Here is a 26,125-nt window from a genome sequence, read left to right on the forward strand (position 1 = left end):
TCTGTTCTCAAAACAATTCTATCTATTCTCAAACCGATTATAGTCCAACAGCCCGAATTCGATAGGTTGAGTGCGTTGGTAAAACTCATGAACTTGGTCACTAAACTGCCAAAAATCAGGAGAACTACGTCTAACTGCATAATTGTCGAGCAGTTTTACATAGCCTTCTTCACCGTTGATACTCCGAAGTGCAACGACAAAATTTTCGATCTCTGACTCTTTGAGACTTAGATACGCGCCTGGGTAACTACCGATCACACCTCGAACAAACGTGAGGTCATCGTTTTTATAATCGCGATTCTTTTCTTCAGAGAACAGGCTTGAGATGTTGATGTGTGCATTATTATGAAGCAGGGTAAACAGTTGTTGGTTGCCATTCTCGGCTTCAATCATCACCATGACGATTTGAGGCACGGTTTGCAGTCCTTCTCCTCCTATATCATCGATACTACGAAGCAATGCTTCGTTTTTCTCAGACAAACCGGTATTGACGATTTTGAATCTGTCGTGAAGTACTGGCTGGAGTTTGCTCTGCAATTTACCATACAACTCTTGTTTATAGTCCTCGGTTAAATAAAGCTCTTGAGTTGGTTGGCTGAACGGTTTGATGTTGCGCTGCAAAAACTCACTAAATTGTGGGCTTTGTTCTTGATACCAACTACTGAACTCTTGGTGACGTACGGTATTTGGCAATAAGGCTAAAAAGTTACTTTCACCTTCCATTCGCAGGAAGTCCATGAACATGCGAGTGATTAACTGATGGCCAAAGTTGCCATAGACGTCAAAACCAGCCACCAGCAAGTAATGGATACGCTCTAAGAGGGCGTAATCAAGGATCCATGCCGTCTTAGGCGGCGTGCCCACCATACCTTGAACGACTGATGCACTATCAAAATGACGGAAAACAGTCAGCGCTGCATTTGGATTCTCGCCACTGCCGGTCCACAGTACGTCGGTAGTCAGGTGTTTGCCACCTTCAAACCATTTATTCATGAACTCAGATTTTGCTTCTAGATAGCGAGTTTGTTGATTTGCGTATTTCACCCAATTAGTAATTGGAACGGTGTTGCTTTCTAGCTCACTTGGCAGCTTCAAGTTATCTGCTTGCTGCTGATAAAACTCATTCACTTCTGGTAAGTCTGCTTTGTCTGGGTCGAGGAAGAAGACCCAAAAGCGATCATTAATGACGTTCAGAGCTAGCTGACCGCGACACACAGGCCCCTTAATGTAGGCCATAATCGTATTCTGAGCATTATCGAGCATGAACTTGAAGCGTGCGTTCACCGGAAGATCTTTAAATGCCGTCATTGGGTTGGCCGAGACGGCGATATCGTAACTAGGAAGGGTATTCACCTCATAGCTGGGTTTAATGAACCATTGATACCAAGACTCGAGCCTTAGCGTGTTAAGAGCAAAAGGCATGTGGGTTTTATCTACAATTGTGCTTCTTACTGGAACGAGGCGGTAGTAGACACGGTCAACACCCGGGGCATCATAAGGTCGTCGAGTCACGATTCTATCTATAGGCTTACCAGGCGGTGTTGTAGAACGAATGATAGTAAAAAAGCGTCGCTCGGTTTCTACTTCTGAGAAATAGAGGTGAGCGAGATAGAGGTGCTCATAGATATACCTTGCCGTCAGCTGGTTTTTTAAATCATTATGATTGAGCAGCTTTTCATATTCATTGACGAGGCTTTGCTCTTCCTCTGTGAGTGGCAGTGGTGCATTCATTTGCGCGCCATTACCAAGCCATGAGATCAGCGTTTGGTACTCAGTGTTGGTAATGCCAGGCATACCGTAAGGCATTCCCCAGAGAGGGTAATCGGCTTCGTAGGCATCATATTCTTCAATCGTTGGGCAAACTTGGGTACGATCGATGGAAAAATCAAATCCTTCAAGTTGATCTGTTTCTGGTAAAGGGTGACGTGCTTTTTGTGTCAGCATTCTTGCTACTAAGCCTGCATCCAAGTTGCCAGACAGAGATTGTTCACGCTCATTGAGCACTGGAAAGAATCCTAGTTTTCGCCACTCGGCAGTAGACTGAGCATCTTCAAATAAACGAGTAGGCTGTGAGGCAGTTAAACGGGTACCTTGATAGACAAGTTCTTTGCTTGAACCACGGTCAATACCATCAACGGAAGAGAGTTTCAGCTGACAAGGGGCGTCGTAGCATGCGTGACAAACGACACAGCGATTGTCGATGATAGGTTTTACTTCGGAGAGGAAGAAGTCTGATTCGGGGGAAGAGACAGGAACGGTACGTTCTCTTACTTCTGGTTTACCAAATAGCTGGTCATAATTGAGCCCTGCGTAAGTGGCGCACCCCGAAAAAATCAGGATCAGCAGGGTGAGTGAAAATCGTTTTATTGTCATATTGTGCTCTCAATGCATCGCATAGTGCGAGTTTTTCCTTTTGCATAGAGTTAATTTTCATTGATAACTCGATAATTTTCCAACTATAAATCCAAAACAGCGCCTCAATAATGTTCTGAATAGACAAAAAAAGCCTGACGATAAATCGTCAGGCTTCAATGCGATGGTACTTTTAAAGTGAGGGAATTAAGCTGTTTTTAGCTCAGCTGCCTTCGCTTCAGTAATCGGTTTAGTCACAAGCGACAGTACGATACATACGCCCATCATAACCGCAGAAATTGTGTACGCTAGGTTGTAACCACCACCATGAGTCATTGAGTAACCCACGATAGCTGCACCGATCGCGCCGCCGATACCCCAAGACGTGTAAAGCACACCGTAGTTAGTACCGTAGTTCTTAAGGCCGTAGTACTCAGCGGTTAGTGATGGGAATACCGCTAGTAGTGTACCGTAGCCAACGGCTGCAACTGCAGTACCGATGATCAACATGAACTCAGAAGTAAACGTTGAGAACAGTACCATGTTCACACCCTGAAGGATGAACGCTAGCATTAGTGTACGTACGCCGCCGATCTTATCAGACAGGATACCCGCAGCAATACGACCACCAGAGTTAAAGATAGCAAGCAGAGAAGCCAAGTAAACTGCGTTCGGTAGGTTAGCTTGAACGCTTGCAATGTTGGTGATGTTACCAATGATCATCAGACCAGCAGCTGCTGCGAACGCATACATTACCCATAGAGAGTAGAACTGAGGCGTTTTTAGCATTGCTTTCCAGCTCATGTCGGCCGCTTTCTTAACTTGTACTGGTGCTTGACCTTCTTTTACTTTTGGTTCTTGTGGTTGATAACCTGCTGGTGGGTTATTGATAGTTGCCGCTAGTGGTACAGCAATGATAAGAACACCAACACCTAGCACCATAAATGTAGAGCTAATACCCATAGAACCAATCAGAGAAGAGGTTAGGGGAGCTAGGTATACTGCTGCTAGACCAAAACCTGCTGCGATAAGGCCATTAACCATGCCTTTCTTCGAAGGGTGGAACCACTTCATTGCAGAAGGAGAGAGACATGCGTAACCGAAACCGATACCCGCACCAGTGATCATACCGAACGTGATGTTAAGCATCATAACTGATTGAGCAAAGCTAGAAGCAATCATGCCAAGGCCAGTTAGCGTTGCACCCAAAATTAGGATGTTACGTGGACCCATACGGTCTTGAAGTACGCCAGCCACAAGAAGGCAGATAGAAAAAGTAATGGTCGCGATAGCGTAAGGAGATGACGCGTCTGCTGCACTCCAACCCCATTCACTTACTAGGGCTTTGTTAAATACACTCCAAGCATACAGGATGCCAAGACAAAGGTTGATACAGAATCCTGCAATTAGGATTCGCATAGCTTTATCAATCTTGCTCATTTTTGTTCTCTGATATGTCGAACAGCGTTCGGGGGTTAAACACTCAAATTAAGTTTGCGTTTATCAACAGATGACGCAAAGGAGCGCGGATTATAACCAATATTCCTACAATTGGAATCGATTTTTCCGAATTAATTCAATTAACCTATTCATGTAACAAAGGTGTAAACTTGATATTAATTTGACGTGTGAATTATTGCCTTGGGTTGTGGGATCACAAAATTAGCAAGTATTAAAAAAAGTCAGTTGTAAATACATTGTTATAGAATAATTTTTCTCACCAGTAAAATACGTAACATACTGTTACCCAAGGCGATCTGTGTTTTCGATTGTTGTCTAATTGTAACGAGAAATGAATGTGTGAAATTCGCACTAAAAATGGTCAAAAGGCAAGCTTGAAATGTTATCAATAAGGAATCACAATATAGGCAAAATGAGATTTCAAAATTGAAAATGGATATTTCAAACCCGTTTTTGATTATTTGTTGAGGTGACGTATGTTCATGACCAAAATTCTAATGTTGCTAGGTGTGTCTCTTGGAGCAGGTTACGCAGCCGCTGACCACATCCACTCGTACCTCCTTGGCTTATCAATCGCTTCTCTAGCGGTGGGTGCTTGTTACATGATTGCATTTGCAAGTACACGTTTCCCACAATTTGCAATGGGACTGTTGCTATTAGGAACAATTGCAAAACTTGTCGTCACCGTTGTAGGCGTAGGATTAAGTATCTCCAATGACCTAATTACCTCACCCATTGTGTTTGCATTGTCTTATCTGTTCTACATCATCGCCGTGAGCTACTTGTGGTTTAGCTACCGTGATAGCATTACGCCAGTACCTAAAACCCTTAAGGCGCAAGCAGCATAATCATATAGTCGGGTATGTTACCTTTAAAATTTAAAGCGCTGATTCACGTTAGTGAATCAGCGCTTTTTTCGTTCTCGGTGTTACTTTTTACAACTCGGTAGACGACGTTTTATTCTGATTATCCCAACCCCGATACTTTCCTTACTGCTATACGGCGTTACTAATCATTAACGAATCGTTGTCTAGTTATTGCTAGAGTGGTGACAGCGGTATGCTGTCACCATAGTGGCATTAGAATAGGTATTCTAACGTCACTGACCAGTTTCGACCCGGTTGAGTATAGATATCGTAGTTTTTCGGAGACATTGATCCCGGTACTACCGATTTCGATCTCAAGTCATCGTGTAGCCAGTATTTAGTGTCAAACGCATTAAACAAGCCAGCACGCAAAGTAAGATCCTGCATTGGACGATAGTAGGCGGTAAGGTCTACAACAGCGTAACCCGGTGCGTCGACATTCTTATCGTTTTCTGCTGCGTCTTGGTCTTGCCATTCTGTTTTGCGGCTTGCCATAGTCAGAGAGCTTAACAAACCCCAATTGTTAGCTGCATTGTCGTAGCCCAGAGCAAACACCGAGCGCACAGGTGTAATGGTATCAAGTTGTTCGCCAGTCTTTTTGTCTTCACCATCTGTATAAGTCAAAGAGAAGCGAGAATACATACCTTGAGGAGCGCCTAGCCATTCATCAAGCGCGACATTAGTTGAGAACTCAACGCCACGAATGTCAACGTTATCTAAGTTGACCATTGTATAAACATCTTTACCGCTACCCGGATCAGACCCGAGATCGTTTTGAGAGATGAAATCAGTGTATTGATTGTAGAAGCCAACCAGTTCATAAGTGGCATTTTGAGATTGGCTTCTGAATCCGAGCTCATAGGATGTGCTGCGTTCAGATTTTAAGTTCGGGTTTGCCTCGATAATGGCACCTTGATTATAGGTGTAATAGAGATCGTGAACGGTTGGTGCTTTAAAGCCTTGGCTTACCTGACCAAATACACTGTATTGTTGGCTCAAGTGGTAAACAGCGCCCAGTTTTGCTGAGAAATCATCATCTTGATATGGACTGACTTCGTTACTGTAACCATCACTTTCCTTTGGAGCGGTTTTAAAGCTGTCGTAACGTAGACCCGCATTCAACACTAATCGCTCATTCAGCAAGAAGATCTGATCGTCAATAAACAAGCCAAAGTTTGTGGTAGTCGCATCAGGAACACCTGTTGACCCGATGGTATTGCCGGATTGCTTGTAATCATCGTTATTAAGTTTAAAACGGTTGTCTTTATAGTTTGTACCATAGGTAAGTAGGTGATAGTGCCTATCGAAATCCAATTGTTTGTTGAGTTTCGCATCAAACTGCCACGAGCGATCTTGAGCATCACGCTGTCTAAGTCGATCACCGTACCAGTTAGTGTTGTCAAAGTTTTTATTTAGGCTGCGACTATCTTGATAGTTGATTGACCAATCTAAACCATCTGCTATTGCGCTATTGATTTGCCATTGGTGCTCAAACCCAACTCGGAAGCGCTTGTTTTCATCTGACGTCTTTCGGGAATTGTAGGTGAGGCCCATCGAAGGGATATTTATTCCGTAGTAGGAGAGTTCATCCTCTTGATGTGTATAGTTGTAGTACTCGCCTGTAAGTCCAATGCGATGATCGTCGTTCACTTGATAGAAGGCTTTTGCTAACACATTCCCTAATTTTTTACTTGCTGGGTTTGCAGCGCCTCGTTGGTCGCCAACCACATCGGCACCACTGCCATGAGTTTTTGTTTCAGAACCGTCTGCGTAAGTTAACATTAACAATGTTTCTAACTTGTCTTGGCGCATTGCCCAAGTTGCGGTGGTCTTGAAGTTTTCATCTGCAGAGCTATAACCAGTTTTTACTCCAAAGCGATGCTCATTCCCATCCGTGATCAACACATCGTCTGGGTTTTTCGTTCTCATTACGACAGCACCCGCCACAGCATCGGAGCCATATAGCGATGAAGAGGCACCTTTGTTGACCTCAATCGTTGCCAGCGTGTCGACTTCAATGGCATTTGGGTATTTGCGTTGTTCTCCAGAGCCCGGGTTGTAGGCGACAGGTTGTTGCACGCCATCAACCATGATTTTGACTCTTGAGCCGTTCATACCACGAATGTTGAAACCAGAAAGACCAAAGCGACCACTGCCTTCCGCCTCAACCCCTGGTAGATACTTCACCGCTTGTTTAATGTCGTTTGCCATGTTTTTTTCAAACTCATCGCTTGAAATTTTGCTAATGGACGTCGAGACATCTGAATAGGCTTGGGGCGTTTTTGAACCTGACACGACAACAACTTCGTCGTAAGACTTAGCGTCGATCTCTGCATGAAGATGAGGAGCAAATGCCAACAAAATAGAGGAGGCAATAAGCTGCTTTTTGAAAGGAAACTGGTACATCAAATTAATCCATAATAATAAATGTGAGTAATGCCTTTAAAAGGCACAATAATGATAATACATATCTAAATGATAATTACTATTGTTAGCATTAAAATAATTGATCGAGTGAACAATATTCAACCAGCTTGTATAAGTCTCTAAGTTTTGTTATCACTGACAGTAAGTTACCCAGTACCTACAAGGATCAGACATGTCGGTGTCGATTACATTAGAAGCACTAACCATATTGGATGCCATCGAGAGGAGAGGTTCATTTTCCGCTGCGGCAGCCGAGTTTGACCGAGCGACGTCATCGTTGAGTTATCAAATGCAAAAGCTTGAGCAAGATTTAGATATCATGATCTTTGACCGTTCTGGCCACAAGGCGACATTGACTGAGGCGGGAAAATTGATATTGGACAGAGGCCGCGTGATCTTGCAGGCGACCGAAAGCATGATTAACGAAGCTAGATTGTTGGCCAATGGATGGGAACTCGATTTAACGATTGCTTATGACAGCATTATTCCAGTGACCAACTTTTTTGAACTGGTCGACAAGCTTGGCAATGTCAGCAAAACACGCGTTAAGCTAGAAGAAGAGGTGCTTGCAGGATGCTGGGAGGCATTGAGTGAAGGACGCTGTGACTTGCTTGTCTGCCCACAACCAGACGTTCTACCGCAAGGCGTGAAAGCCGAACGTCTTGGTGAGATGTCCATGACTTGGGTTGCAGCACCGGAGCACTATGTACATAAACGTCAGGGTAAGTTTGATAGTGAAGCGCGAAGTAAGTACCGTGTCATCGCCATTGCCGATACCGCTCGTGAACAACCGGCGCTTAGCGTGAATATCTTAGAGAAGCAGCCACGACTAACCGTGTCTAACTTAGATTCGAAAGTAGGGGCCCTGATATCCGGACTTGGTATTGGAACTTTGCCAACACAAGTCGCCGACAAACTGATCGAGCAAGGAAGACTGAAAGTAATTAAAGACACTGAGGTGAGCAGTGTTGATGTGGTGTTAGCTTGGAAACGAAACCATATTGGTGAAGCAAAATCTTGGTGTATCAGACACCTGACAAAGACATGGAATCTAAAATAGGGGCCATAGCCCCTACTAATCATTGTACTAAATAGTTGTCGTTCCTACATATTCGTTCAACTACTCTAGTCGAAGTACCATGTCGGCAACCCCATCTTCAAACTGCACATCGAGCTCAAACCCAAGTTTTTGAGCTAGGGTGAGCATGCCTCGGTTCGTCGGCATTGTCATACCTGAGATCTGCTTGGTCTGTTTGTTTTTACAGTAATCAATCACCTTGTTCATCAATACACGTCCAAGGCCATTTCCCTTGAGATCGGAGCGGATCAAAATAGCAAACTCAGCATCACTGTTATCTGGTGTCACGAGAACGCGAGAAACACCTATTATATGGGGCGTTTTATGGCCTAGATCGACTGCCACAAAAGCCATTTCGCGGTCGTAGTCGATCTGAGTTAGGTTAGCCAGCGCCTCATGATTAAACTCACCAACATCCGAGAAAAATCGCTTGTACAGATCCTCCTTGGTGACGTTGTTGATGAAATCGGCATGGTAGGGCTCATCTTCAGGTCGAATTGGGCGAAGTAGGACTTGAGTGTCATCTCTCAATGTCACGGTTTGTTCCATCTCAGTTGGATAGGGCCTTATCGCCAACCTAGATTGTGGTTCTCCCTCGTAGCGCTTTATAACAACCGATGCATCAAGAATCGTAATATCGTCCCCGTTAAGAAGTAGTGGGTGGATATCCAATTCATAGATTTCGGGACAAGCTACGACTATTTGAGAAATCTTGACGAGAAACCCAGCAAGCTTGGCAAGGTTAATTGCGTTGGGAGATTGCTGGAACTTTAGCGTTCCTTTGTTAATAGCATTGATGATCAAATACCGAGCCAAAGCCATATTCAAAGGGGGCAGAGCAGTCACAGCTTCACGTTCAATGTTCCATTCTGAACCACCTTGACCAATAAAAATAGCAGGTCCAAATATTGGGTCACTAAGTACTTTTACGCGGATTTCTTGTCCACCGGCGACCTTGGCCATTTGCTGAACAGTGAGCCCCTCTATGCGCGCATCTGGATAAGAAAGTCGTGTTCTATCTAAGATGGACTGCGCTGCATTAGACACTTCTTGAGCATCTTTGAGGTTAAGCATGACACCATGGATGTCAGACTTGTGTGCAATATCCGGTGAACGAAGCTTTACCGCAACCGGGTAACCAATATTGTCTGCTAAGTGTATGGCTTCACTTGGGTCATGAGCTAACCAAGTTGGTAGTGTGGGTAGGTTAAGAAGACCAAATAACTGCTCACACACATGTGACTCTAATGAGGAGGAGCCGCGAGATTCAGGTAATGTTGCTATTTGTGCCGCCAGCCACTCGTGCGCGTTATCAAGTTGTTCTGTTGAATATGAGTCGGTCGTGGTCGGCGTTTCCATCAGTTGCCATTGATTTCGCCTGTACTCAACCAAATGCATAAATGCTGTCACGGCACTCTCGGGCGTTCGGTATGTAGGAATGCCTTTGCTTGTGAAAAGTAGTCGCGCTTCTTTTGCTGTCGCTTCACCAGACCAGTTGGTTAAAATATTAAAGCGTTTCGCTTTTGGGTGTGCTTGAATCGTATCAATAACTTCGCGCGCCGTTTGTGAAGATTCTGCAGTGGCTGACGGGCTATGCATGACAAGTAGCGCGTCAATATCGTCACTATCGAGTATCCTTTGTACCGCTTGACAGTATCGAGCAGAGGTTGCATCGCCACCGAGATCTACCGGGTTCGATTTAGGCCAATGGGCAGGTAAAACGGTGTTCAACTCTTCAATCGTACTGTCTGAGAGTTGCGCCAAACTTCCTCCTTTATCAGCTAATGTGTCCAGAGCCATTAACGCCGGTCCCATACCATTGGTAACAATGGCTAAACGTTCCCCTCTGAGAGGCACCGAATGAGTGAGGGTTTCAACTGCTGCAAAGAGTTCATGAGTGTTATTTACTCGCAACATACCTGCTCTTTGAATGGCAGAATCATACACAATATCGAAAGAGCGTGAACCTTGCCTTGATTGAGCTGAAGCGCCGCCAGCGTGACGGCCGGCTTTTAGCACCAAGATTCGTCGATTTCGTGAAGCGGCACGAGCAGCAGAAAGGAAACGGCGGGCGTCTCGAATGGAATCAACGTAAAGCAGGATAGCTTCAGTCTTACTATCTCTAGATAGATAATCAAGAATGTCATCGAAGTCGACATCGCTTCCATTGCCAATTGAAACGAATGCTGAAAAACCGATATTTTTATCGTTGGCCCAGTCTAAAATCGTGGTGCAGACTGCCGAAGACTGGGAAATAAAAGCCAGCTTTCCCGGAAGACAATCAACCGGAGAAAATGACGCATTGAAGTTTTGCCACGGCAGCAGGACACCAAGACTGTTAGGTCCGACTATTTTCATTCCGGCCTGCTGGGCGATACGCAAGCAGGTTTGTTCAATGGTATAGTCGACGTCATACGCGATAGACATATCCGAAGCCATGATAATGGCTACTTTCACGCCAGCAATGGCTAAATCGTTTATCAGGTCGACGTTTCGATCGCCGCGAGTACACAGTATGGCCACGTCAGGGATCAACGGAAGCTCACTGACAGAGCGATAGCAGAGGATTCCGTTTACTGACTTATATCTAGGGTGCACTGGCAATATGGTACCTTGATATCCACCCATTAAAAGGTTTTTGATGACGACGCTACCAGCACGATTCGGTTTACTTGATGCTCCGATTACGGCGATAGAGCTAGGTTTGAAAAGTGTTTCCAAAGACATAGCGTCTCCCTGAACGATAAGGTTGCTAGGCATAAGATGCATTATCCAACAATACTAGACCAGCTTTGAACCGTTTAAAGATGGTTTGCTCCTAAAATTAGACATAACATATTGCTGTACCTCAATTATTGTGTAACATGTCACAGGGAATTAAGACAGGGCTCTGGAATCATCGATAGATGACTTTCCTGTCTGATAAAGGATAGACAATAGTTAATTCAGGCAGTGATACGATGAAGAAAGTGATGATTGTGAGCTTAGCTACCTTGTTGGCAGCTTGTTCCTCTGGTGATTATACAGCAGAAGTAAAATCAGAAAGTTATCGTGAAGATTATCAACCGGTAGCAGTGGCGGTGGCAACGACTGCTGCGACTGCTGCGACTGCTGAACCAGAAAAAATGGCTAAACCTGAAAAAGTAGCCGAGCCAAAAGCTCAGGTAACGCAGGTCCAGACAGCATCAGCAGCACCTAAACAAAACTCAACACCAGCTAAAGCTCAGCCAACACAAGACAGCAAAGTCGTGAAAATCGTTCCTCCTTCCAAAAAGCAGGCTGAACAAAACGTGCGTTTTGGTTATACGATTCAAGTCGTTGCCGTAGGAAGCCAAGACAAAGTAGAACAATTCGCGAATAAACTGCCAAACAGTAGCCAGCCTGTATGGCAAAACTACAAAGTGGTGAATGGAACCAAGTGGTACGCCTTGCTATACGGAGACTTCGCATCAAAAGTGAAAGCGCAGCAAGCAATTAAAACCTTGCCACTAGAGCTCCAAGACTTAAAGCCTTTCGTTCGCAGCATCGACAAGATCAAAAAGTCCGACTATCCAACGTTGAGCAAACTAAATTAGTTAATTTTGTAACGATAATGCCCAGTACTTAAATGCGCTGGGCATTTTTGTATGTAATCTGCTCACACGAGTGAATAAATCGCAAATTTAACAGATTTAGAACTGAATCTTGCTGTTCAATCGTTTATGATCGATTGAAAGCAATCTAAGGACAAGCTTAAGATGTCAAAACTGAATATCCTTCTTCTGTGTGGCGGTGGCTCTGCCGAACATGAAGTCTCCCTCGTCTCTGCGAACTATCTAGAAAGCCAGTTAAAACTAAACGCAAAGTTTAATGTGACTAGAGTCGAGATCACCAAAGATGGTTGGAAGTGTAGCGATGGACACCTTGTCGTACTAGACCTCAACCAAAAAGCCTTGGTGGGAGAGCACCTTAAGCTCGATATTGATTATGTCGTTCCTTGTATCCACGGTTTTCCGGGTGAAACAGGAGACATTCAGTCTTTGTTTGAAATGGCAGGTATTCCATATTTGGGGTGTGGTCCAGAAGCGAGCAGTAATAGCTTTAACAAGATCACTTCTAAATTGTGGTACGACACGCTTGAAATCCCAAATACACCGTATCTTTTCCTGACAGAAAACGATGAGAAGGCTCACCACGCAGCAACTCAAGCGTTTGACAAGTGGGGTAAGGTATTCGTAAAAGCCGCGAAACAAGGCTCTTCCGTTGGGTGTTACAGCGTAACAGAAAAAGCGGCGCTTGATAACGCTATTGATGCTGCGTTTGGTTACTCTGACCAAGTGGTTGTTGAACAAGCCGTTAAGCCGCGTGAGTTGGAAGTCGCAGCATATGAGTACAAAGGTAAACTAGTTATAACACAACCAGGTGAAGTGACAGCTCCCGACGGTGCGTTTTATAGCTATGACGAGAAGTACAGTGCTGAGAGCCATTCGACAACAACCGTTGAAGCCACAAATCTAACAGACGAACAACGCATTGTGATTCACGAATCAGCACGCAAAGTCTTTACTCAGATGAAGCTTAAGCACTTATCCAGAATTGACTTTTTCCTAACGGAAGACAACAGAATCTACCTGAATGAAGTCAACACATTTCCGGGTATGACGCCAATTTCAATGTTCCCTAAAATGGTGGAGCACTCCGGTGTTGCTTTCTCAGAATTTTTAACAGATTGTATTGAGTCTGCGTTTAACTAATCGTGATTTTTCTTTGTCTTGAAGAGTGCTTTTTGCTCTTCAGACAATGACGTTTTGCCACTGTACTGCAGTGGCATTGCCGGACTCGCCCAACGCCCAAATTCTTGTATTTCTCTTATTTTCAAACCTTCACGTGACAATTCTTGTACTGCGCCGACACGTCCTGATTGAGAGGAAAAGCTCAGCGACTCATCCAATTCAAGCAACTGACCAGCGCGTTTTAAAACGCGATGTATCGAAGAGTCGTCTAATGCTGAATCACTAATATTTCCATGGCGATCAATAGCTCGGAATAAAACAGAGTAGGGAACATAGTCCAACCAACGCTGAATACTTACTCCGGCATGTTCACTCAAAACGTACTGCCTATCTTCAATCGTGACAATGTAACTTAGGTTTTCTGTTATTATAGCCTCAGCCGTTAGCGACTTTAAATCACGACGCTTAAGTGCACACTCATACAGGAGAAAGTAAATAGCGAGGTCACGGATGTCTTTCTTTTCATCGCTGCGAGAGAGAATGGTGTGCAAGTTAGAAAGATGTTCAGCAGTAAAAGGACGCGATTGTTTAACCTTTGAATAACTGTCTATTTTTAGTTGGTTCATAACAAGACCAACCTTGTGTGAACTTGTAGGGTCTTTTAAGTCGAGCAGATAATGTACTAAAGATACAGTGACAAGGTAACGCCTGACACTACTGTATTTTTTCTCTTTTCTTGTGTGCTCAATAAATTCAAGCAAAGTCGCTTCTGATGCGGGCAGTGAAGGGTGTCCATGCAGCTGGCAATAGTCATTAAAACTGCGCCAGTCTTTAGACATTGCCAGATTTGTACTACGTGAATAACGGTTTGCAGTCATCTCTGCAAACTCTTCATAACTGATCGAAGTGCTTAATAAGCCTTTAAATTTGTTAGCTTGGTCAGATTCTGTTATTCGTGGGATGTCTTTTTTCATACTAGTGCACTATAACTTAATTGATTGACTTACAATACCTGATACCATGTCAGGTGGACAGTGTTATAACAACGATACAAGAGAAAAGTCTTTATGGCTCTAGCGAGTTATCGAGGGTTTACCCTAAAATCTATCGGCTCTTCTAATCAAACATGGAAAGTCACAATTAAAAATCGCGAATTACAGGGCACACTTGCTGCTGTAAAGAAGAGTATCGACTGGTGGTGTGATACCGCATCAATTATTGATCCAGCGACGTTAACGGTGAGTTCAGAAAAAGCACCTGCGAAAGGTACTCAAGAAAACTTTCATGGTTTTACCATTCGCAACGATACAGGTGAAAACAACGCGTGGTACTGCATGTTTAATGGTAAACTTATCAAAGGTGGTAAGCTTGCCATTCAAAGACATATCGAAGCTTACCTAATTGCAAGAAAGAAAGCCGAACAAGCAAAGAAATAATATGACTCTCGTATACTCAACGGAAACAGGCCGTATCAAAGAAGAACAAAAGAAGCCGGAGCGTCCAAAAGGCGACGGCATTGTTCGAATCCAAAAGCAGACTAAAGGTCGCAAAGGTAAAGGGGTTTCCATCATTACAGGTTTAGACCTAGATGATGCACCACTAAAATTACTCGCAGCTGAACTTAAAAAAGTATGCGGTTGTGGCGGCTCAGTTAAAGACGGCAACATCGAGATTCAAGGCGATGCCCGCGACAAGATCAAAGCTGCACTTGAGAAGAAAGGCTACACAGTAAAATTAGCCGGCGGTTAATCAAACCAGAATAGAATAAAAGCCAGCAGCAAAGTTGCTGGCTTTTCTGTATCTAAAGCCACATTATCTAAATCGAAGATTAAGATAATGTGGCTATTAGGTATTTTATGGTAAATCGGTGTTATGGTTAATTGAAGGATTTTAGAGGGATAGAGAAGCTAGAAAGCAAAACAAATTAAGCTCGCTTATACGTAATTTAACATAATATACATAATGCGCACTTAGATATAAACATTTAACATTCAGGGACTTAGGTCTGACTTTGTGTCAATAGCCTTTGTAAGTGTTTGATATATATACCGAAAATCAATTTAACTCATCTTTTCAATATCTTAGCAGATTCTATGCTGTGAGTCGCTTGCTTCCACATCTGCTGCGCATTATGCAGCGCTCGGCAAATTACGACTCTCACAGCCGCAAATCAGCCGAAAATCAGGCGGAAATTTTTTTTCGCCTCACTTCAAATTTGCGAGACATTTCATGTTTTATGACTCGTTCAAAACGCTCTACTGGCGAGAATTTAAATCTGTGCGTCAAGGCGCTGAGTTTTTCCATGTGAATGTGGCCACCGTTCGGCGTTGGCTAGATGGCACTGTCCCGATTAACCCGATGGCTGAAAAACTACTGATTGTGAAATCTCTGGGCTATCTGCCCAATGATATGCGCTGGCGTGGTTTTCGTGTGGATGAAGCTCGCGCTGTGCTCATCACACCAACGGGCCGAGAATTTAGCCCTCACGAACTTGAGTGTTTTGTGTATTGGCGTGATGAACATAAACAGATGGTTGAGATCCATGGCCATTTGGATAATGTGCGGCACTATCCAGCTAAGGAAAATGTGTTGCCGTTTCGTGGCGGACGCCGCATGACAGCAGCGCCTTGGATACCCACGAAATTCAAGTAGACGAATTATCTCAAAAGAACTTCTGCCTGTAGTCAACGCTATTTGGGTAGTCTCTTTGTCCTAAGAGTTTCAATTGAGTTATTGATAATGGAATGTATGGGTTGTCGGTTTCGTTCTCAAAATCATAGTGCATGCTCGGATAGCCATAGTTTTCTTTGGCTATTGCTTCATCAATTACAAGCTTTGAGTTCTTACTTAGTTCGTCTATAGCTCCTCGATACTCCGTATATAAAGTATCTGCCAATTCAACAATTTGTTCTGTTAGATGCAAAAAGTTTGTGAATCTGGCATAAGGGATATTGTTATGTTTGAAAGCCCTTAACGAAACCTCTGTAAAACCATGGCCTGTATAGTGTTGATCTAACGTTGATTGGATTATTTCACGGTATAGGTCATTTCTACTCTTTAGCAAAAGCAATAAATAGTCAAAATTCCCAGATAGCATACGAATATTTGCTGTGTTAAATGCGGAGTGCTTTATCCTATTAATATCCGCTTCGTTCATTTTCGAAGGTTGTGCTCTTAATAGAAAATTCAAGCTAGTTGTGTCAATTGTCGAATTTTGCTCTGGGATAATTATGAAAGGTGGCGCCAAGCCTCTTGCAAATTCATCTTCAGCATGCAGTTCTGAGAATGATGCTCTTAAAGTAATAAGAAATTGATATCTCTCATCTAAAGCAGAAAGTAAACTTGAAAACCTTAGGTATTCTTCCCGAGCTAATTTCTTTCTTTCATTTGTATTCATATGGTCAAATGCTGCCATTGCGGTTAGCAGTGCGATTAAAAGAGCCCCAAAAAACCTTAAAAGTATACTTCCAAGATCTTTGTCAAAACTGTATGTAAAAATAGAGAAAATAAAGGCAAGTATCCACCCGCCGAACCAGAACTTAAAGTCTTTGTATAACCATGCCTTCATAGAATAACAACACCTGCTATTTGAACATTTATCAATTCTAACATAAGGTTAGACGTCTAATCATGATCGAAATAAAAAAGCCGAACTCAAAGAGTTCGGCTTTTTTATCCAGTAACAGCAAGCAAAAGTGTCCATATGGATGGAGTACGCACCAGACTATAGCTCAAAACCTAATGTTAAAACCGTTGTTAGCTAGGTTTTGAAGTGACTCGCACCCTATCCCACTCTATTGCGTGTTGGTTTCCAATTTATTGATGCGTTCGCCATGGTCTTTTAGTATTTCGCGCATCCACTTTATGTCTACTTTGAGGGCTATCACGGTGGCAATGGAAGACGCAACGCCCGTGACGGCCGATAGAAATAGCGCTTGAGTTATTCCCATTACTTACCTTTAAATTCGTTGCGAATCACTTCCCAAAGACCAAGCACAATCGGTACCGCTGTACCTATTAAGCCCCCTGCTTGTAAACCTTCTTCGGTCACGGTGGCCGTGAGTAATTCTGGGCGTCCGGCCATCATTGCGGTGGCCGCGCCAATCAATACAAGCCCTTTTCATGAATGCTGTTGAAGCCATGAATGGACTGATAGCTTTGGATTGCATTCGTTACATTGTCACATAGCCTGTCAATTCACCTCTGCACGGCAAACCTCTCACAACTAGACGTATTTGGTCAATACGATGAGAAAAACCTGTCCACAACTACTTCAATCTAATTTTAATATATGGCCTATCTATTTAGTTATAGTGCGTTAAGGCTTTGCTTAGTATCCCAAGTGACGCCGTAAATCATAAATACTGCTTAGAACAGGCTCGCATGTGGTCTCCCAAACCAATTAAAAACATGTAATCGACCCAAAAGTTACAGCGTAATCAAATGAGTTTACTTAGATTGTTTTTTTTAGCTGGCTAGAAAGGTAATAGATACTCATCCAGTAATGAAAATAGTAACCATTACAAGGAAAAGGTTTGTAAACGCCTACTGTCCTTGAATCCTCCAAACTACAAGCAGCATAAAACACTGGCACTTAAATTCGCTGAAAACGATCTTGTAACTTAATTACAGCAAAACATACAACTGGGCACTTTGTTAGCGTTTTGTCCTGCTGTAACTTGTTGAAATTAATGGGTTGTGGTGTAAACACCCTATCTATTTAAAGGATGTACGGGCATCAGAGGCGACATATTCGACTTTTATATAGATGAATTTCAGGCACAAAAAAGCCCACCTTTTGGTGGGCTGATTATGCTGTTCGCGATTATTGGTCTTCTTTATTGCTCATTTTTTCACGAATCTCTTCCGCTACCATTTTGATTGCTTGGGCGGTACTGATGCCCTGCTTCATGAGCTCTTGAATTTTTTCGACGGCAGCTTGTTGCTCTTCGTGGCTTAGTGTTGGTAAATCATCAAACATTTAGTCCTCCAATTACTACGGACATGAGTAATTGGAGGACTATAGACGAATTCAAGTTAAGCGCAAGGGATTTAGATTAGTAGGTTGCAAGAAAATTGACTGATGCTCCCATCGCTTGAGGAGATGTATAGCTTGCTGCAACAGAAAGTTCAAATAGATTAAGTGGACTTAGTCCAATACCAGCCGTTAGTGTTCCTTCAGAATCTCGAGCGAGGTTTTTGTGATACCCTCCTCTTAACTGTATTTGACGAACCAAATCGACCTCAATACCGGCACGGAACATTTGTACATCGTCATCAAACTGAGTGAATTTTTTCTCTTTGTTCAGATCATAGTCCACCGATAGCTGGAAATAGTCAGCAATGAAGCCAGCTCCTACCGTATAAAGCGGCTGTAACTGGTATTGGTAGCCATAGGCGACATCACGCCCGCCTACTGTTACGAACCCACTTTTGGTATCAATGCTTCTTGAAAGCATGTTTCTTGCAGAGATACCAGCACGGAACGGACCATGAAACCACAACGCACCCGCATCTAAATTAAAGGCTACATCACTGGTAGCATCTTCACGAATGTTATCAAACTTGAAGTCTTGCAATGAATTTACACTGGTATACGTGTAAATTCTCTGGATTTTTGGTGACAGTCCAAACGAGAAGTGTTGGCCATATAGTGTCTGATATTTAGCTAATGAAATACCAATTTCGGTAACGGCTACAGACGCTGTCTTAATAGCTGTATCTACTGCCTGTTGAATTGGGTCTGGGTTATCAGGTGCGATATCAGGCGTTGCCACATTTTCGATGTACGCTTTACCAAAAATGTTCGCTGCAATAAATCGATTTGGGATGCCGAAGGCGACAGCACCCCCAAAATCGACTTTGGCCTGGGTACCAGAAAGCGCTTGAAGTGCCGCTTGCGTTGCAGCCCAGTCATCGCGTTCGGCAGCGCTGACTGCATCATCCACTTTGTCGAGTAGGTTGTCTTGATCGTCGTAGCTGATCCCTAAACTCGGTACTAACATCCCTGCATCGTCATTACGTCGGTAAATAGCCGTTAAAGCCGGGTTATAGAAAGGTGCGGTTAAATATGAAGCAGACACAACACCCGTGCCCCCCATTGCATCTCCTCTTGCATCAATCGAAAGTGTTGACGCTGCGAGTTGGTTTGATGCCGTTGCAGTAGTTACGAGTAAAGCGAGGGTTTTTAGTTTGGTCTTCATATAAAAATAACGCCGTTAATCCTTTGTGTAGGTATTAACGGCGTAAATTATAAATACTTTAGCGAGTTAGCTAGAAAATAAGTGAAAATGTGCTACTCGTCTGCAGATACATCAAATGTCTTGTTTATGATCTGCGCGCGCTCAAATCGAATTGGCCCTTGCCAGCGACTTTGCTTCATAGAAACAGCTAGCACATATCGGTCGGGTGCAATACCTTTGGTATCAAGTGTGGTTGGATAATCTGACTCGTATTCTTGCCCCCACACTTGCGTGTATTTGCCATCGATATAATCAAAAAGACCAACTTCTAGCTTTGGTAATGGGCAATACGGGTTAAGAAGTGCATTCTTCTCAACTTGCCATTTATCTTTAGAGGACCACCTAACGGTTTGTTTCAACGGCTGGTTCGTTAGGATTAGCCATTGACTCCAACTTTCGCCGTTGAGTAAAGAGACATCCAAACGATACAGTCCAACTTCCAGAGGTGACGCGAGGTTATATCGAATGCCGTAAGTCGTGATGTTAGTGACATTGTCACTACTGCCGGTTACATAAAACTCACTGTCGTTAGACACACGTTTATCAACCCATCGTTTTAGGCTGATCTCTGACACCACCTTGTCCGAATCTAACTCAATCGTTGAAAGATAAGTATCTCGACCCGGACTCTGGATCGTTTGCTGTTTAACGACGACGTTTTCAACCCAATCCGGTAACGGTTGTGATGAATAACCTTTACCACAATCCACACCGAGTGATTGTAGAAACAGTCTATTTATATGCGATCTTATGCTTTTACTTGGCTGCTGTTGCCACTCTTCGACTAATGACTGAAACATAGATTCCAGATCATTATTCAGTAAATGCTTATGCGCTTGAGAAATGGTTGAGGTTCCCTCAAACCAATCGGCACCAACAGATGTTGATGCCGACAATAGCGCTATGATTGCAAGTTTACGTGCGTTAACCATTAGCCCTTCATTTTGTAGCCAACACCGCGAAGTGTTTCAATTTCAAGACCCGGAAGCTTTTGACGAAGTTGAAGCACGTGCGTATCAACAGTACGGGTTGTTGGGAAGTGATTGTAGCCCCATACATGGTCAAGTAGCTCATCACGAGTGAATACGCGCCCTAAGTTACTTGCCAAGAACAGCAGCAAGTCGAACTCTGTACGTGTAAGCGTAATTAAATCGCCCTTGTAGTTCACTTCGCGAGTCGCTTTGTCGATAACAAGGCTATCAGTCACAACCTTTGATGCATCTTCCGCGTCTGCTTCTGGTGCACGTAGTTGCGCACGAATACGTGCGAAAAGCTCTGCTTCTGCAAATGGTTTGGTCAGGTAGTCGTTAGCGCCAGCATCTAGACCAGTCACTTTGTCTTTAACAGTCACAAGTGCCGTTAGCAAGATAACTGGCACATCTTTCGTTTGCTTCCAACCAGCAAGGTGCTCTACAGAGTCACCATCTGGAAGCTGTCTGTCGAGAATTACCAAGTCTGCTTGCTCCCAATACTGTGCGACCTGAGAGATAAGCTCGGCGTGGAGGACGTTATAACCTGCCAACTCTAAACTTACTAATAGGCCATCAGCTAGATTCTTGTCGTCTTCAACAAGTAGCAGTGTCTGTTTCACAAGGTATCTCCAATATAAAAGTTGTTGGTGGGCCAACGAGGTACATTTTACCTCCCATTCGACCAACCATGGATTCTACTATCGTAAGTCCCAGCCCTAATCCGGCTTTGCTTACAAATGGCTTACGAAGCTCTCGCCAATCCTTAGCCGTTAATTGTCCGTTGTCTATCACTTCAATTTTAAGTGAGTTTGATGACGTCACGACATTGACGCTCACAGGTGCAACACCATATTTGATCGCGTTGCGTATCAAGTTGTCGATGCAGGTTCCCAGCCAATAGATATTAATTTTAGCGGCTACATCTTGATTAATAGTCAATTTCACGTCAGCTTCAAACTCTTCTTCTACTTTATAGCTTAGCCAATCTTGCACAGAAGGCAGCCATTCCGTCGCTAAGGGTTTGTTGTCTGACTGCAAATAGTCTTTACTGGCTTCTGCCAATTGTCTCAGTCGGCGTGTATCTTCACAAAGGCGTCGAAACTCATCATATACAGTTTCCGGTAGGTGCTCAAATTCCCGACGAAAGCCTTCTACTGTTAAGGACAAACTCGCGATTGGTGTACGAAGCTCGTGAGTTAAAATCTGTAGCACCAACATTCGACTTTTCATTTCTTGTCGTTTGGAGTTCCAACGGTAGATCGACCAACCAATGACCAACAAGATATTGGCAATGATCAGCACGATCATACTGATTCTGAGTACGTCCGAATGATCCTCGACTTCCCAACAAAGGTTACCCCGCTGAACAAAACAAGTGTTTGTCTGTGATGCTAACTTAAAGTTCAATCCTGCTTCTTTCGCATTTTCTAGCCAAATAGTCGAATCGAATAAGTAGTAAATATCCCCTCGCCTTAGCCAAAGCTCAGAGTTTTCAACAAACATCGATGAGCCACGGATTAATGAAATAACCGTCGCCTCATCCATAATCTGCAAGCGACCCAGTAAAGAACCCGGAGGAGCCAGTTCACGCTCTTTGATATGCATGTACTTTTGGAGAGCATCTTTTTTATCGGGATACTTAATAATGTATCGCGCGGCATAGGTACCCCCACCGGGGTGTATCAAACCGCTTCTTGCAAACCATTTTTTTGAAAGTTGCCTACCACCACACATAGCTCGAGTATAGACTAAAGGTTCTGTAATCAGCGGGCTTAGCGGTAAGGTACCACTGCAGTTTTCAGCTAAGCGATATAACTGCTGAATTTCTTTTAACGGGTACTTGGTCGTTTGCGGCAACATGGATACCGGCGTCAACAACTGTGTTGGGTAGTCGGCCTGTATCACTCGCACATCATATGAAGCAGAAGCCTGTTCATAATCGAAAAACTCTACGAACTTATCGATACGTTCAGGCAAAGACTCAGCCATCACCGTATGGGAATAGCTCAGAGGCAGTGACAGCAATAAGGTGTAAAGTAATGTCTTCAAAAGATGCGTCTTGTAGATCGTTTGTTGGCATGGATTTTTACACATTATCGGCAAGAAGAAAGCTAAGTGCACGCAATTATTTTGTTAATTCACTGTTTGTTGATGTCAATATGCACAAAAAAAGCCAGCAATTGCTGGCTTTTGAAACTTAGCGGCTTATTTAGACGGAGTTTGTCTTAAAGCGCTTTAGAGATCGCGTCAACACTGTCTTTTGCATCACCAAATAGCATCGACGTGTTTTCTTTAAAGAACAATGGGTTTTGAACGCCCGCGTAGCCAGTGTTCATAGAACGCTTAAACACGATAACGTTTTGTGCGTTCCAAACTTCAAGTACTGGCATACCAGCGATTGGGCTGTTTGGATCTTCTAGTGCAGCCGGGTTAACCGTATCGTTCGCTCCGATAACAAGAACGGTATCTGTTTCGCCAAAGTCATCATTCAGCTCGTCCATTTCAAGAACGATGTCGTAAGGTACTTTCGCTTCCGCTAGTAGTACGTTCATGTGACCAGGCAGACGACCCGCCACTGGGTGAATACCAAATCGTACTTCAACACCTTGTGCGCGTAGCTTTTCAGTGATTTCATGTACTGGGTACTGAGCTTGTGCTACAGCCATGCCGTATCCAGGAGTGATAATGACCGACTTACTGTTCTTCAGCATTTCAGCAACTTCTTCTGCTGACGTCTCACGATGTTCGCCCTGCTCTTCATCGCTAGAAATCACGATTTCTTGACCAAAGCCACCGGCGATTACACTGATAAATGAACGGTTCATTGCTTTACACATGATGTAAGACAGGATTGCACCTGAAGAACCCACCAATGCACCAGTTACGATAAGCAGATCGTTTGACAACATGAAACCTGCTGCCGCTGCTGCCCAACCTGAGTACGAGTTCAGCATTGAAACCACAACCGGCATATCTGCACCGCCGATTGATGCAACCAAGTGATAACCAAACACCAAAGCGATGACTGTCATCACGAGCAACGCAAACATGCTGCCATCAGCTTTCACGAAGTAAACCATTAGCAGTGTAGAAACGACAACCGCCGCTAGATTCCACTTGTGCTTGTGAGGAATGTTTAGTGGTGATGATGAAATCACACCGCGCAGTTTACCGAAAGCAACAATAGAGCCTGTAAAGGTTACTGCACCGATGAACACACCTAGGAACACTTCCACTAGGTGAATTACGTGGTGTGCGTGAACTTCGGCTGCCGCCAATGTTTCAACATTTGGAATAGCCGGCGGATCGATGTAGCTGTTGTAACCAACAAGCACCGCTGCCAAACCTACAAAGCTGTGAAGAATCGCTACCAGTTCAGGCATTTCAGTCATTTCTACCTTCTTAGCGTAGAAAATACCGATTGCAGCACCAATCACCATTGCAATGATGATCCAGCCAAAACCTTGAGCATCTGGGCTGAAGATCGTCGCAATAAGCGCGATAGTCATACCAGCAATACCGTAATAGTTACCGTTACGAGCCGACTCTTGCTTAGACAGTCCTGCCAAACTCATTATGAAAAATAGTGCAGCTACAATGTAAGCTGCTTGTACTAATCCTGCAGACATTGTGACTCCTTATTTATCTTTACGGAACATTTCAAGCATGCGCTTGGTGACGGTGAAACCACCGAAAATGTTGATACTGGCAATCAATACCGCGATGAACGCGAGGAATGACACAACGCCATTACCTTGACCAATCTGTAACAACGCACCTACAACAATGATGCCCGAGATTGCATTTGTTACTGACATAAGTGGTGTGTGTAGTGCGTGAGTTACATTCCATACAACGTAGTAACCAACCACACAAGCCAATACAAATACCGTAAAGTGAGATAAGAATGCTGCAGGCGCAACGGATGCAACCCACCCGAACACACCAACTGCCGCAACTAGGCCAGCTAGCTTTTTAACTGGAGAAGTCGGTTCTTCAACTTTTTCAGCTGGTTTTGGTACTTCCGCTTTTGGCGCTTCTGGTTGTGCGGATACTTGAATTGGTGGCGCAGGCCACGTTACTTCACCTTCTTTAACAACTGTGACGCCGCGAAGAACAACATCGTCGAAGTTAATATCGATGTTTCCATCTTTTTCTTTGCACAGTAGCTTGAGAAGGTTAACAAGGTTTGTCGCATAAAGCTGAGAAGACTGTGTAGGAAGACGACCAACCATGTCGGTGTATCCGATGATTTTCACGCCATTGTCTGTAGTAATGACTTGATCAGCGACCGTGTACTCACAGTTACCGCCATTTGCTGCTGCTAGGTCAACGATTACGCTACCCGGCTTCATGGCGTCTACCATTTCTTTAGTCACAAGTTTTGGAGCTGGACGGCCTGGAATAAGTGCTGTTGTGATAATGATATCGACGTCTTTAGCTTGCTCCATATAAAGCTCAGCAGCTTTTTTGTTGAAGTCATCAGACATCTCTTTGGCGTAACCGTCGCCAGAGCCAGTGTTTTCTTGGTAGTCAACTTCAAGGAAGTCCGCACCCATTGACTCAACTTGCTCTTTTACTTCAGGGCGAACATCGAACGCGCGCACAATCGCACCTAAGCTTCCTGCTGCACCAATTGCTGCAAGACCTGCAACGCCTGCGCCTGCCACGAATACTTTCGCTGGCGGAACTTTACCTGCCGCAGTAATTTGGCCTGTGAAGAATCGACCAAACTCGTGCGCAGCTTCAACAACAGCACGGTAACCAGCGATGTTTGCCATGGAGCTCAATGCATCGAGAGCCTGAGCACGAGAGATGCGAGGAACCGCATCCATCGCCATCACATTAATATTTTTGCTAGAAAGCTTTTCCATTAGCTCTGGATTTTGAGCAGGCCAGACAAAACTTACTAGGCTCGCACCTTCTTTGAGAGAAGCGATTTCTTGATCACTCGGCGCATTAACTTTCAGGACTAAATCTGATTGCCACACTTCTTGTGATGAAGCAATTGTTGCTCCGGCAGCTTCATAAGCCGCATCATCGAAGCTTGCAAGCGCACCCGCTTGCGACTCTACTGAGACATCAAATCCCAGCTTTAATAACTGCTCGACCGATTTTGGCGTTGCAGCGACTCGCGTTTCTCCCGCGAGGGTTTCTCTTGGCACACCTATCAACAAAACTGACTCCTTGTGTATCAACTTGTGAATACTTTTCTTACCAAACAGAAGTCAAAGGCGTACTTGGAGCATATTGGCGCACCAATTTGCATAGCTATTCCTTAACTATTGGCAGAAGTATTGTTCTTTTTTAACCAACTGAGTTCACAACATCAAGCTATTTGTAACTGAAATACATAATTTCATTACATATAACGGAAAGTAATGACTTTTAAACAAACTAATCTAGTAAAAAAACCACACGAAAACCTCACTCTAGAGGTCATACCAGTATAGTATTGCCTATCTTTGGGAAATTTTCGTGTAAGTAGGTCATATTATGACAATATTTGCTGCAAACAGATGACCAACGTCAATTAAATCAACCGACTAAAACTGGTCTTTCCAGAACGAAAATGCATCAAAAAGGTGTTAAAAGATCGAGTCACCCATTTGATCAATGAACATTTGTGCTTTCTTGAGCATTAGCTCGTTGGCGTCCCCCTCTGTTCCAAGAACATCAGAGCGAATAAATCGATGCTCTTTAGCTTCATCGTCAAATGCTTTCGTTATTCGACCAGCAATACGATATTGCCCGTTCTCTGCGATGGCTTCTTGGTAAATGAGGAACCCTTTGTACTCAACAGGTTCGACTTGCTTTGGCTCTGGCGCTTTACCGCCACCAAACAATTTTGAAAACAGTCCCACAGGCTTTCCTTAACGGCAAGTTATCTTAAAACCTCATGTTCTCTATTTTCCAATTTAGGGTCAACTTGAATCTCGTAAAGTTGTCGTGCTACTGCCGAAATGGGAGCTTTAATTGAGCAAAAAGAGCTTGTTTGAACTAAACAGGAATTTCT

At 43.8% G+C, this 26,125-nt stretch carries 24 protein-coding genes; 8 read left to right on the plus strand and 16 right to left on the minus strand.

Features of this window, described 5'->3' with window-relative positions; translation table 11 throughout:
- Nucleotides 1-18: 18 nt before the first annotated feature.
- Together ACJB0T_RS10695 and ACJB0T_RS10700 are read right to left on the minus strand one after the other, a co-directional pair.
- Nucleotides 19-2,373, minus strand: coding sequence for a fatty acid cis/trans isomerase (locus ACJB0T_RS10695; RefSeq protein WP_479293341.1), 2,355 nt, complete (start codon nt 2,371-2,373; stop codon nt 19-21).
- 186 nt (nt 2,374-2,559) lie between these two features.
- On the minus strand, nt 2,560-3,792 hold the full coding sequence (locus ACJB0T_RS10700) for an L-lactate MFS transporter (RefSeq protein ID WP_479293342.1): 1,233 nt from the start codon (nt 3,790-3,792) through the stop codon (nt 2,560-2,562).
- A gap of 503 nt (nt 3,793-4,295) precedes the next feature.
- Here ACJB0T_RS10700 and ACJB0T_RS10705 point away from each other — a divergent pair.
- Complete coding sequence (locus ACJB0T_RS10705) at nt 4,296-4,661, plus strand: NADH:ubiquinone oxidoreductase (RefSeq protein WP_479293344.1); 366 nt, start codon at nt 4,296-4,298, stop codon at nt 4,659-4,661.
- Between the two features lie 231 nt (nt 4,662-4,892).
- Here ACJB0T_RS10705 and ACJB0T_RS10710 read toward each other — a convergent pair whose 3' ends face one another.
- Complete coding sequence (locus tag ACJB0T_RS10710; RefSeq protein WP_479293346.1) at nt 4,893-7,085, minus strand: TonB-dependent hemoglobin/transferrin/lactoferrin family receptor; 2,193 nt, start codon at nt 7,083-7,085, stop codon at nt 4,893-4,895.
- Nucleotides 7,086-7,278: 193 nt separating this feature from the next.
- On the opposite strand from ACJB0T_RS10710, the gene ACJB0T_RS10715 reads away from it, so the two are divergent.
- Entirely contained in the window at nt 7,279-8,166 is an 888-nt protein-coding gene (locus ACJB0T_RS10715) for a LysR family transcriptional regulator (RefSeq protein WP_479293348.1), read from the plus strand.
- A gap of 60 nt (nt 8,167-8,226) precedes the next feature.
- Here the strand turns inward: ACJB0T_RS10715 and ACJB0T_RS10720 are convergent, their stop codons facing one another.
- On the minus strand, nt 8,227-10,911 hold the full coding sequence (locus ACJB0T_RS10720) for a bifunctional acetate--CoA ligase family protein/GNAT family N-acetyltransferase (RefSeq protein WP_479293350.1): 2,685 nt from the start codon (nt 10,909-10,911) through the stop codon (nt 8,227-8,229).
- Between the two features lie 233 nt (nt 10,912-11,144).
- Between ACJB0T_RS10720 and ACJB0T_RS10725 the strand changes: the two genes are divergently transcribed.
- Together ACJB0T_RS10725 and ACJB0T_RS10730 are read left to right on the plus strand one after the other, a co-directional pair.
- Nucleotides 11,145-11,759 carry an SPOR domain-containing protein gene (locus tag ACJB0T_RS10725; protein ID WP_479293351.1) on the plus strand — a complete coding sequence of 205 codons (615 nt, stop codon included), beginning with the start codon at nt 11,145-11,147 and terminating at the stop codon, nt 11,757-11,759.
- A 162-nt stretch (nt 11,760-11,921) separates the two neighbouring features.
- Nucleotides 11,922-12,917 carry a D-alanine--D-alanine ligase gene (locus ACJB0T_RS10730; RefSeq protein ID WP_479293353.1) on the plus strand — a complete coding sequence of 332 codons (996 nt, stop codon included), beginning with the start codon at nt 11,922-11,924 and terminating at the stop codon, nt 12,915-12,917.
- Here the strand turns inward: ACJB0T_RS10730 and ACJB0T_RS10735 are convergent.
- Complete coding sequence (locus ACJB0T_RS10735) at nt 12,914-13,870, minus strand: tyrosine-type recombinase/integrase (RefSeq protein WP_479293354.1); 957 nt, start codon at nt 13,868-13,870, stop codon at nt 12,914-12,916. The two genes, ACJB0T_RS10730 and ACJB0T_RS10735, sit on opposite strands and share 4 nt — an antisense overlap.
- Nucleotides 13,871-13,963: 93 nt before the next feature.
- On the opposite strand from ACJB0T_RS10735, the gene ACJB0T_RS10740 reads away from it, so the two are divergent.
- The 3 genes from ACJB0T_RS10740 to ACJB0T_RS10750 all read left to right on the plus strand — a co-directional run bounded on the left by ACJB0T_RS10740 (nt 13,964) and on the right by ACJB0T_RS10750 (nt 15,548).
- Nucleotides 13,964-14,332: a DUF3319 domain-containing protein gene (locus ACJB0T_RS10740; RefSeq protein ID WP_479293356.1), complete on the plus strand. Its 369-nt coding sequence runs from the start codon at nt 13,964-13,966 to the stop codon at nt 14,330-14,332.
- Between the two features lies 1 nt (nt 14,333).
- Complete coding sequence (gene yciH, locus ACJB0T_RS10745; protein ID WP_479293358.1) at nt 14,334-14,645, plus strand: stress response translation initiation inhibitor YciH; 312 nt, start codon at nt 14,334-14,336, stop codon at nt 14,643-14,645.
- Between the two features lie 480 nt (nt 14,646-15,125).
- Nucleotides 15,126-15,548, plus strand: coding sequence for a DUF3653 domain-containing protein (locus tag ACJB0T_RS10750; RefSeq protein WP_479293360.1), 423 nt, complete (start codon nt 15,126-15,128; stop codon nt 15,546-15,548).
- A 10-nt stretch (nt 15,549-15,558) separates the two neighbouring features.
- Here ACJB0T_RS10750 and ACJB0T_RS10755 read toward each other — a convergent pair whose 3' ends face one another.
- The 8 genes from ACJB0T_RS10755 to vxrA all read right to left on the minus strand — a co-directional run bounded on the left by ACJB0T_RS10755 (nt 15,559) and on the right by vxrA (nt 22,203).
- Nucleotides 15,559-16,464 carry a hypothetical protein gene (locus tag ACJB0T_RS10755; protein ID WP_479293362.1) on the minus strand — a complete coding sequence of 302 codons (906 nt, stop codon included), beginning with the start codon at nt 16,462-16,464 and terminating at the stop codon, nt 15,559-15,561.
- 226 nt (nt 16,465-16,690) lie between these two features.
- The gene (locus ACJB0T_RS10760; RefSeq protein WP_479293363.1) at nt 16,691-16,846 is read right to left on the minus strand and encodes a hypothetical protein; all 156 of its coding nucleotides are present in this window, start codon (nt 16,844-16,846) and stop codon (nt 16,691-16,693) included.
- A complete protein-coding gene (locus tag ACJB0T_RS10765; protein WP_479293364.1) occupies nt 16,846-17,004 on the minus strand; it encodes a hypothetical protein in 159 nt (52 codons plus the stop codon). Before ACJB0T_RS10765 ends, ACJB0T_RS10760 begins: the two co-directional genes overlap by 1 nt.
- 717 nt (nt 17,005-17,721) lie before the next feature.
- Entirely contained in the window at nt 17,722-17,877 is a 156-nt protein-coding gene (locus ACJB0T_RS10770) for a YoaH family protein (RefSeq protein ID WP_479293366.1), read from the minus strand.
- 76 nt (nt 17,878-17,953) lie between these two features.
- A complete protein-coding gene (locus tag ACJB0T_RS10775) occupies nt 17,954-19,099 on the minus strand; it encodes a conjugal transfer protein TraF (protein ID WP_479293368.1) in 1,146 nt (381 codons plus the stop codon).
- A gap of 92 nt (nt 19,100-19,191) precedes the next feature.
- A complete protein-coding gene (locus ACJB0T_RS10780; protein WP_479293370.1) occupies nt 19,192-20,070 on the minus strand; it encodes a DUF2861 family protein in 879 nt (292 codons plus the stop codon).
- Nucleotides 20,070-20,729, minus strand: coding sequence for a response regulator transcription factor VxrB (gene vxrB / locus ACJB0T_RS10785; RefSeq protein ID WP_479293372.1), 660 nt, complete (start codon nt 20,727-20,729; stop codon nt 20,070-20,072). Before vxrB ends, ACJB0T_RS10780 begins: the two co-directional genes overlap by 1 nt.
- The gene (gene vxrA / locus ACJB0T_RS10790) at nt 20,704-22,203 is read right to left on the minus strand and encodes a sensor histidine kinase VxrA (protein WP_479293375.1); all 1,500 of its coding nucleotides are present in this window, start codon (nt 22,201-22,203) and stop codon (nt 20,704-20,706) included. The genes vxrB and vxrA overlap by 26 nt, the downstream gene beginning before the upstream one ends.
- On the opposite strand from vxrA, the gene ACJB0T_RS10795 reads away from it, so the two are divergent.
- Complete coding sequence (locus tag ACJB0T_RS10795) at nt 22,149-22,310, plus strand: hypothetical protein (RefSeq protein ID WP_479294601.1); 162 nt, start codon at nt 22,149-22,151, stop codon at nt 22,308-22,310. The two genes, vxrA and ACJB0T_RS10795, sit on opposite strands and share 55 nt — an antisense overlap.
- A 24-nt stretch (nt 22,311-22,334) precedes the next feature.
- On the opposite strand, the gene pntB is transcribed toward ACJB0T_RS10795, so the two are convergent.
- From pntB to ACJB0T_RS10810, 3 genes are all read right to left on the minus strand, one after another.
- Complete coding sequence (gene pntB / locus ACJB0T_RS10800) at nt 22,335-23,738, minus strand: Re/Si-specific NAD(P)(+) transhydrogenase subunit beta (RefSeq protein WP_479293377.1); 1,404 nt, start codon at nt 23,736-23,738, stop codon at nt 22,335-22,337.
- A 9-nt stretch (nt 23,739-23,747) separates the two neighbouring features.
- A complete protein-coding gene (locus tag ACJB0T_RS10805; protein ID WP_479293379.1) occupies nt 23,748-25,286 on the minus strand; it encodes a Re/Si-specific NAD(P)(+) transhydrogenase subunit alpha in 1,539 nt (512 codons plus the stop codon).
- A 411-nt stretch (nt 25,287-25,697) separates the two neighbouring features.
- Nucleotides 25,698-25,973 (minus strand): HlyU domain-containing protein, encoded by a 276-nt coding sequence (locus ACJB0T_RS10810; protein WP_479293380.1) that lies wholly within the window; start codon nt 25,971-25,973, stop codon nt 25,698-25,700.
- Nucleotides 25,974-26,125 lie beyond the last annotated feature (152 nt).

Source organism: Vibrio sp. CB1-5, assembly GCF_059412285.1.

Coding starts and splice junctions, on each gene's coding strand:
- ACJB0T_RS10695 (WP_479293341.1), bottom strand. CDS start 2,373: ATGACAATAAAACGATTTTCACTCACCCTGCTGATCCTGATTTTTTCG.
- ACJB0T_RS10700 (WP_479293342.1), bottom strand. CDS start 3,792: ATGAGCAAGATTGATAAAGCTATGCGAATCCTAATTGCAGGATTCTGT.
- ACJB0T_RS10705 (WP_479293344.1), top strand. CDS start 4,296: ATGACCAAAATTCTAATGTTGCTAGGTGTGTCTCTTGGAGCAGGTTAC.
- ACJB0T_RS10710 (WP_479293346.1), bottom strand. CDS start 7,085: ATGTACCAGTTTCCTTTCAAAAAGCAGCTTATTGCCTCCTCTATTTTG.
- ACJB0T_RS10715 (WP_479293348.1), top strand. CDS start 7,279: ATGTCGGTGTCGATTACATTAGAAGCACTAACCATATTGGATGCCATC.
- ACJB0T_RS10720 (WP_479293350.1), bottom strand. CDS start 10,911: ATGTCTTTGGAAACACTTTTCAAACCTAGCTCTATCGCCGTAATCGGA.
- ACJB0T_RS10725 (WP_479293351.1), top strand. CDS start 11,145: ATGAAGAAAGTGATGATTGTGAGCTTAGCTACCTTGTTGGCAGCTTGT.
- ACJB0T_RS10730 (WP_479293353.1), top strand. CDS start 11,922: ATGTCAAAACTGAATATCCTTCTTCTGTGTGGCGGTGGCTCTGCCGAA.
- ACJB0T_RS10735 (WP_479293354.1), bottom strand. CDS start 13,870: ATGAAAAAAGACATCCCACGAATAACAGAATCTGACCAAGCTAACAAA.
- ACJB0T_RS10740 (WP_479293356.1), top strand. CDS start 13,964: ATGGCTCTAGCGAGTTATCGAGGGTTTACCCTAAAATCTATCGGCTCT.
- yciH (WP_479293358.1), top strand. CDS start 14,334: ATGACTCTCGTATACTCAACGGAAACAGGCCGTATCAAAGAAGAACAA.
- ACJB0T_RS10750 (WP_479293360.1), top strand. CDS start 15,126: ATGTTTTATGACTCGTTCAAAACGCTCTACTGGCGAGAATTTAAATCT.
- ACJB0T_RS10755 (WP_479293362.1), bottom strand. CDS start 16,464: ATGAAGGCATGGTTATACAAAGACTTTAAGTTCTGGTTCGGCGGGTGG.
- ACJB0T_RS10760 (WP_479293363.1), bottom strand. CDS start 16,846: ATGGGAATAACTCAAGCGCTATTTCTATCGGCCGTCACGGGCGTTGCG.
- ACJB0T_RS10770 (WP_479293366.1), bottom strand. CDS start 17,877: ATGTTTGATGATTTACCAACACTAAGCCACGAAGAGCAACAAGCTGCC.
- ACJB0T_RS10775 (WP_479293368.1), bottom strand. CDS start 19,099: ATGAAGACCAAACTAAAAACCCTCGCTTTACTCGTAACTACTGCAACG.
- ACJB0T_RS10780 (WP_479293370.1), bottom strand. CDS start 20,070: ATGGTTAACGCACGTAAACTTGCAATCATAGCGCTATTGTCGGCATCA.
- ACJB0T_RS10795 (WP_479294601.1), top strand. CDS start 22,149: ATGTCTTCAAAAGATGCGTCTTGTAGATCGTTTGTTGGCATGGATTTT.
- vxrA (WP_479293375.1), bottom strand. CDS start 22,203: ATGTGTAAAAATCCATGCCAACAAACGATCTACAAGACGCATCTTTTG.
- pntB (WP_479293377.1), bottom strand. CDS start 23,738: ATGTCTGCAGGATTAGTACAAGCAGCTTACATTGTAGCTGCACTATTT.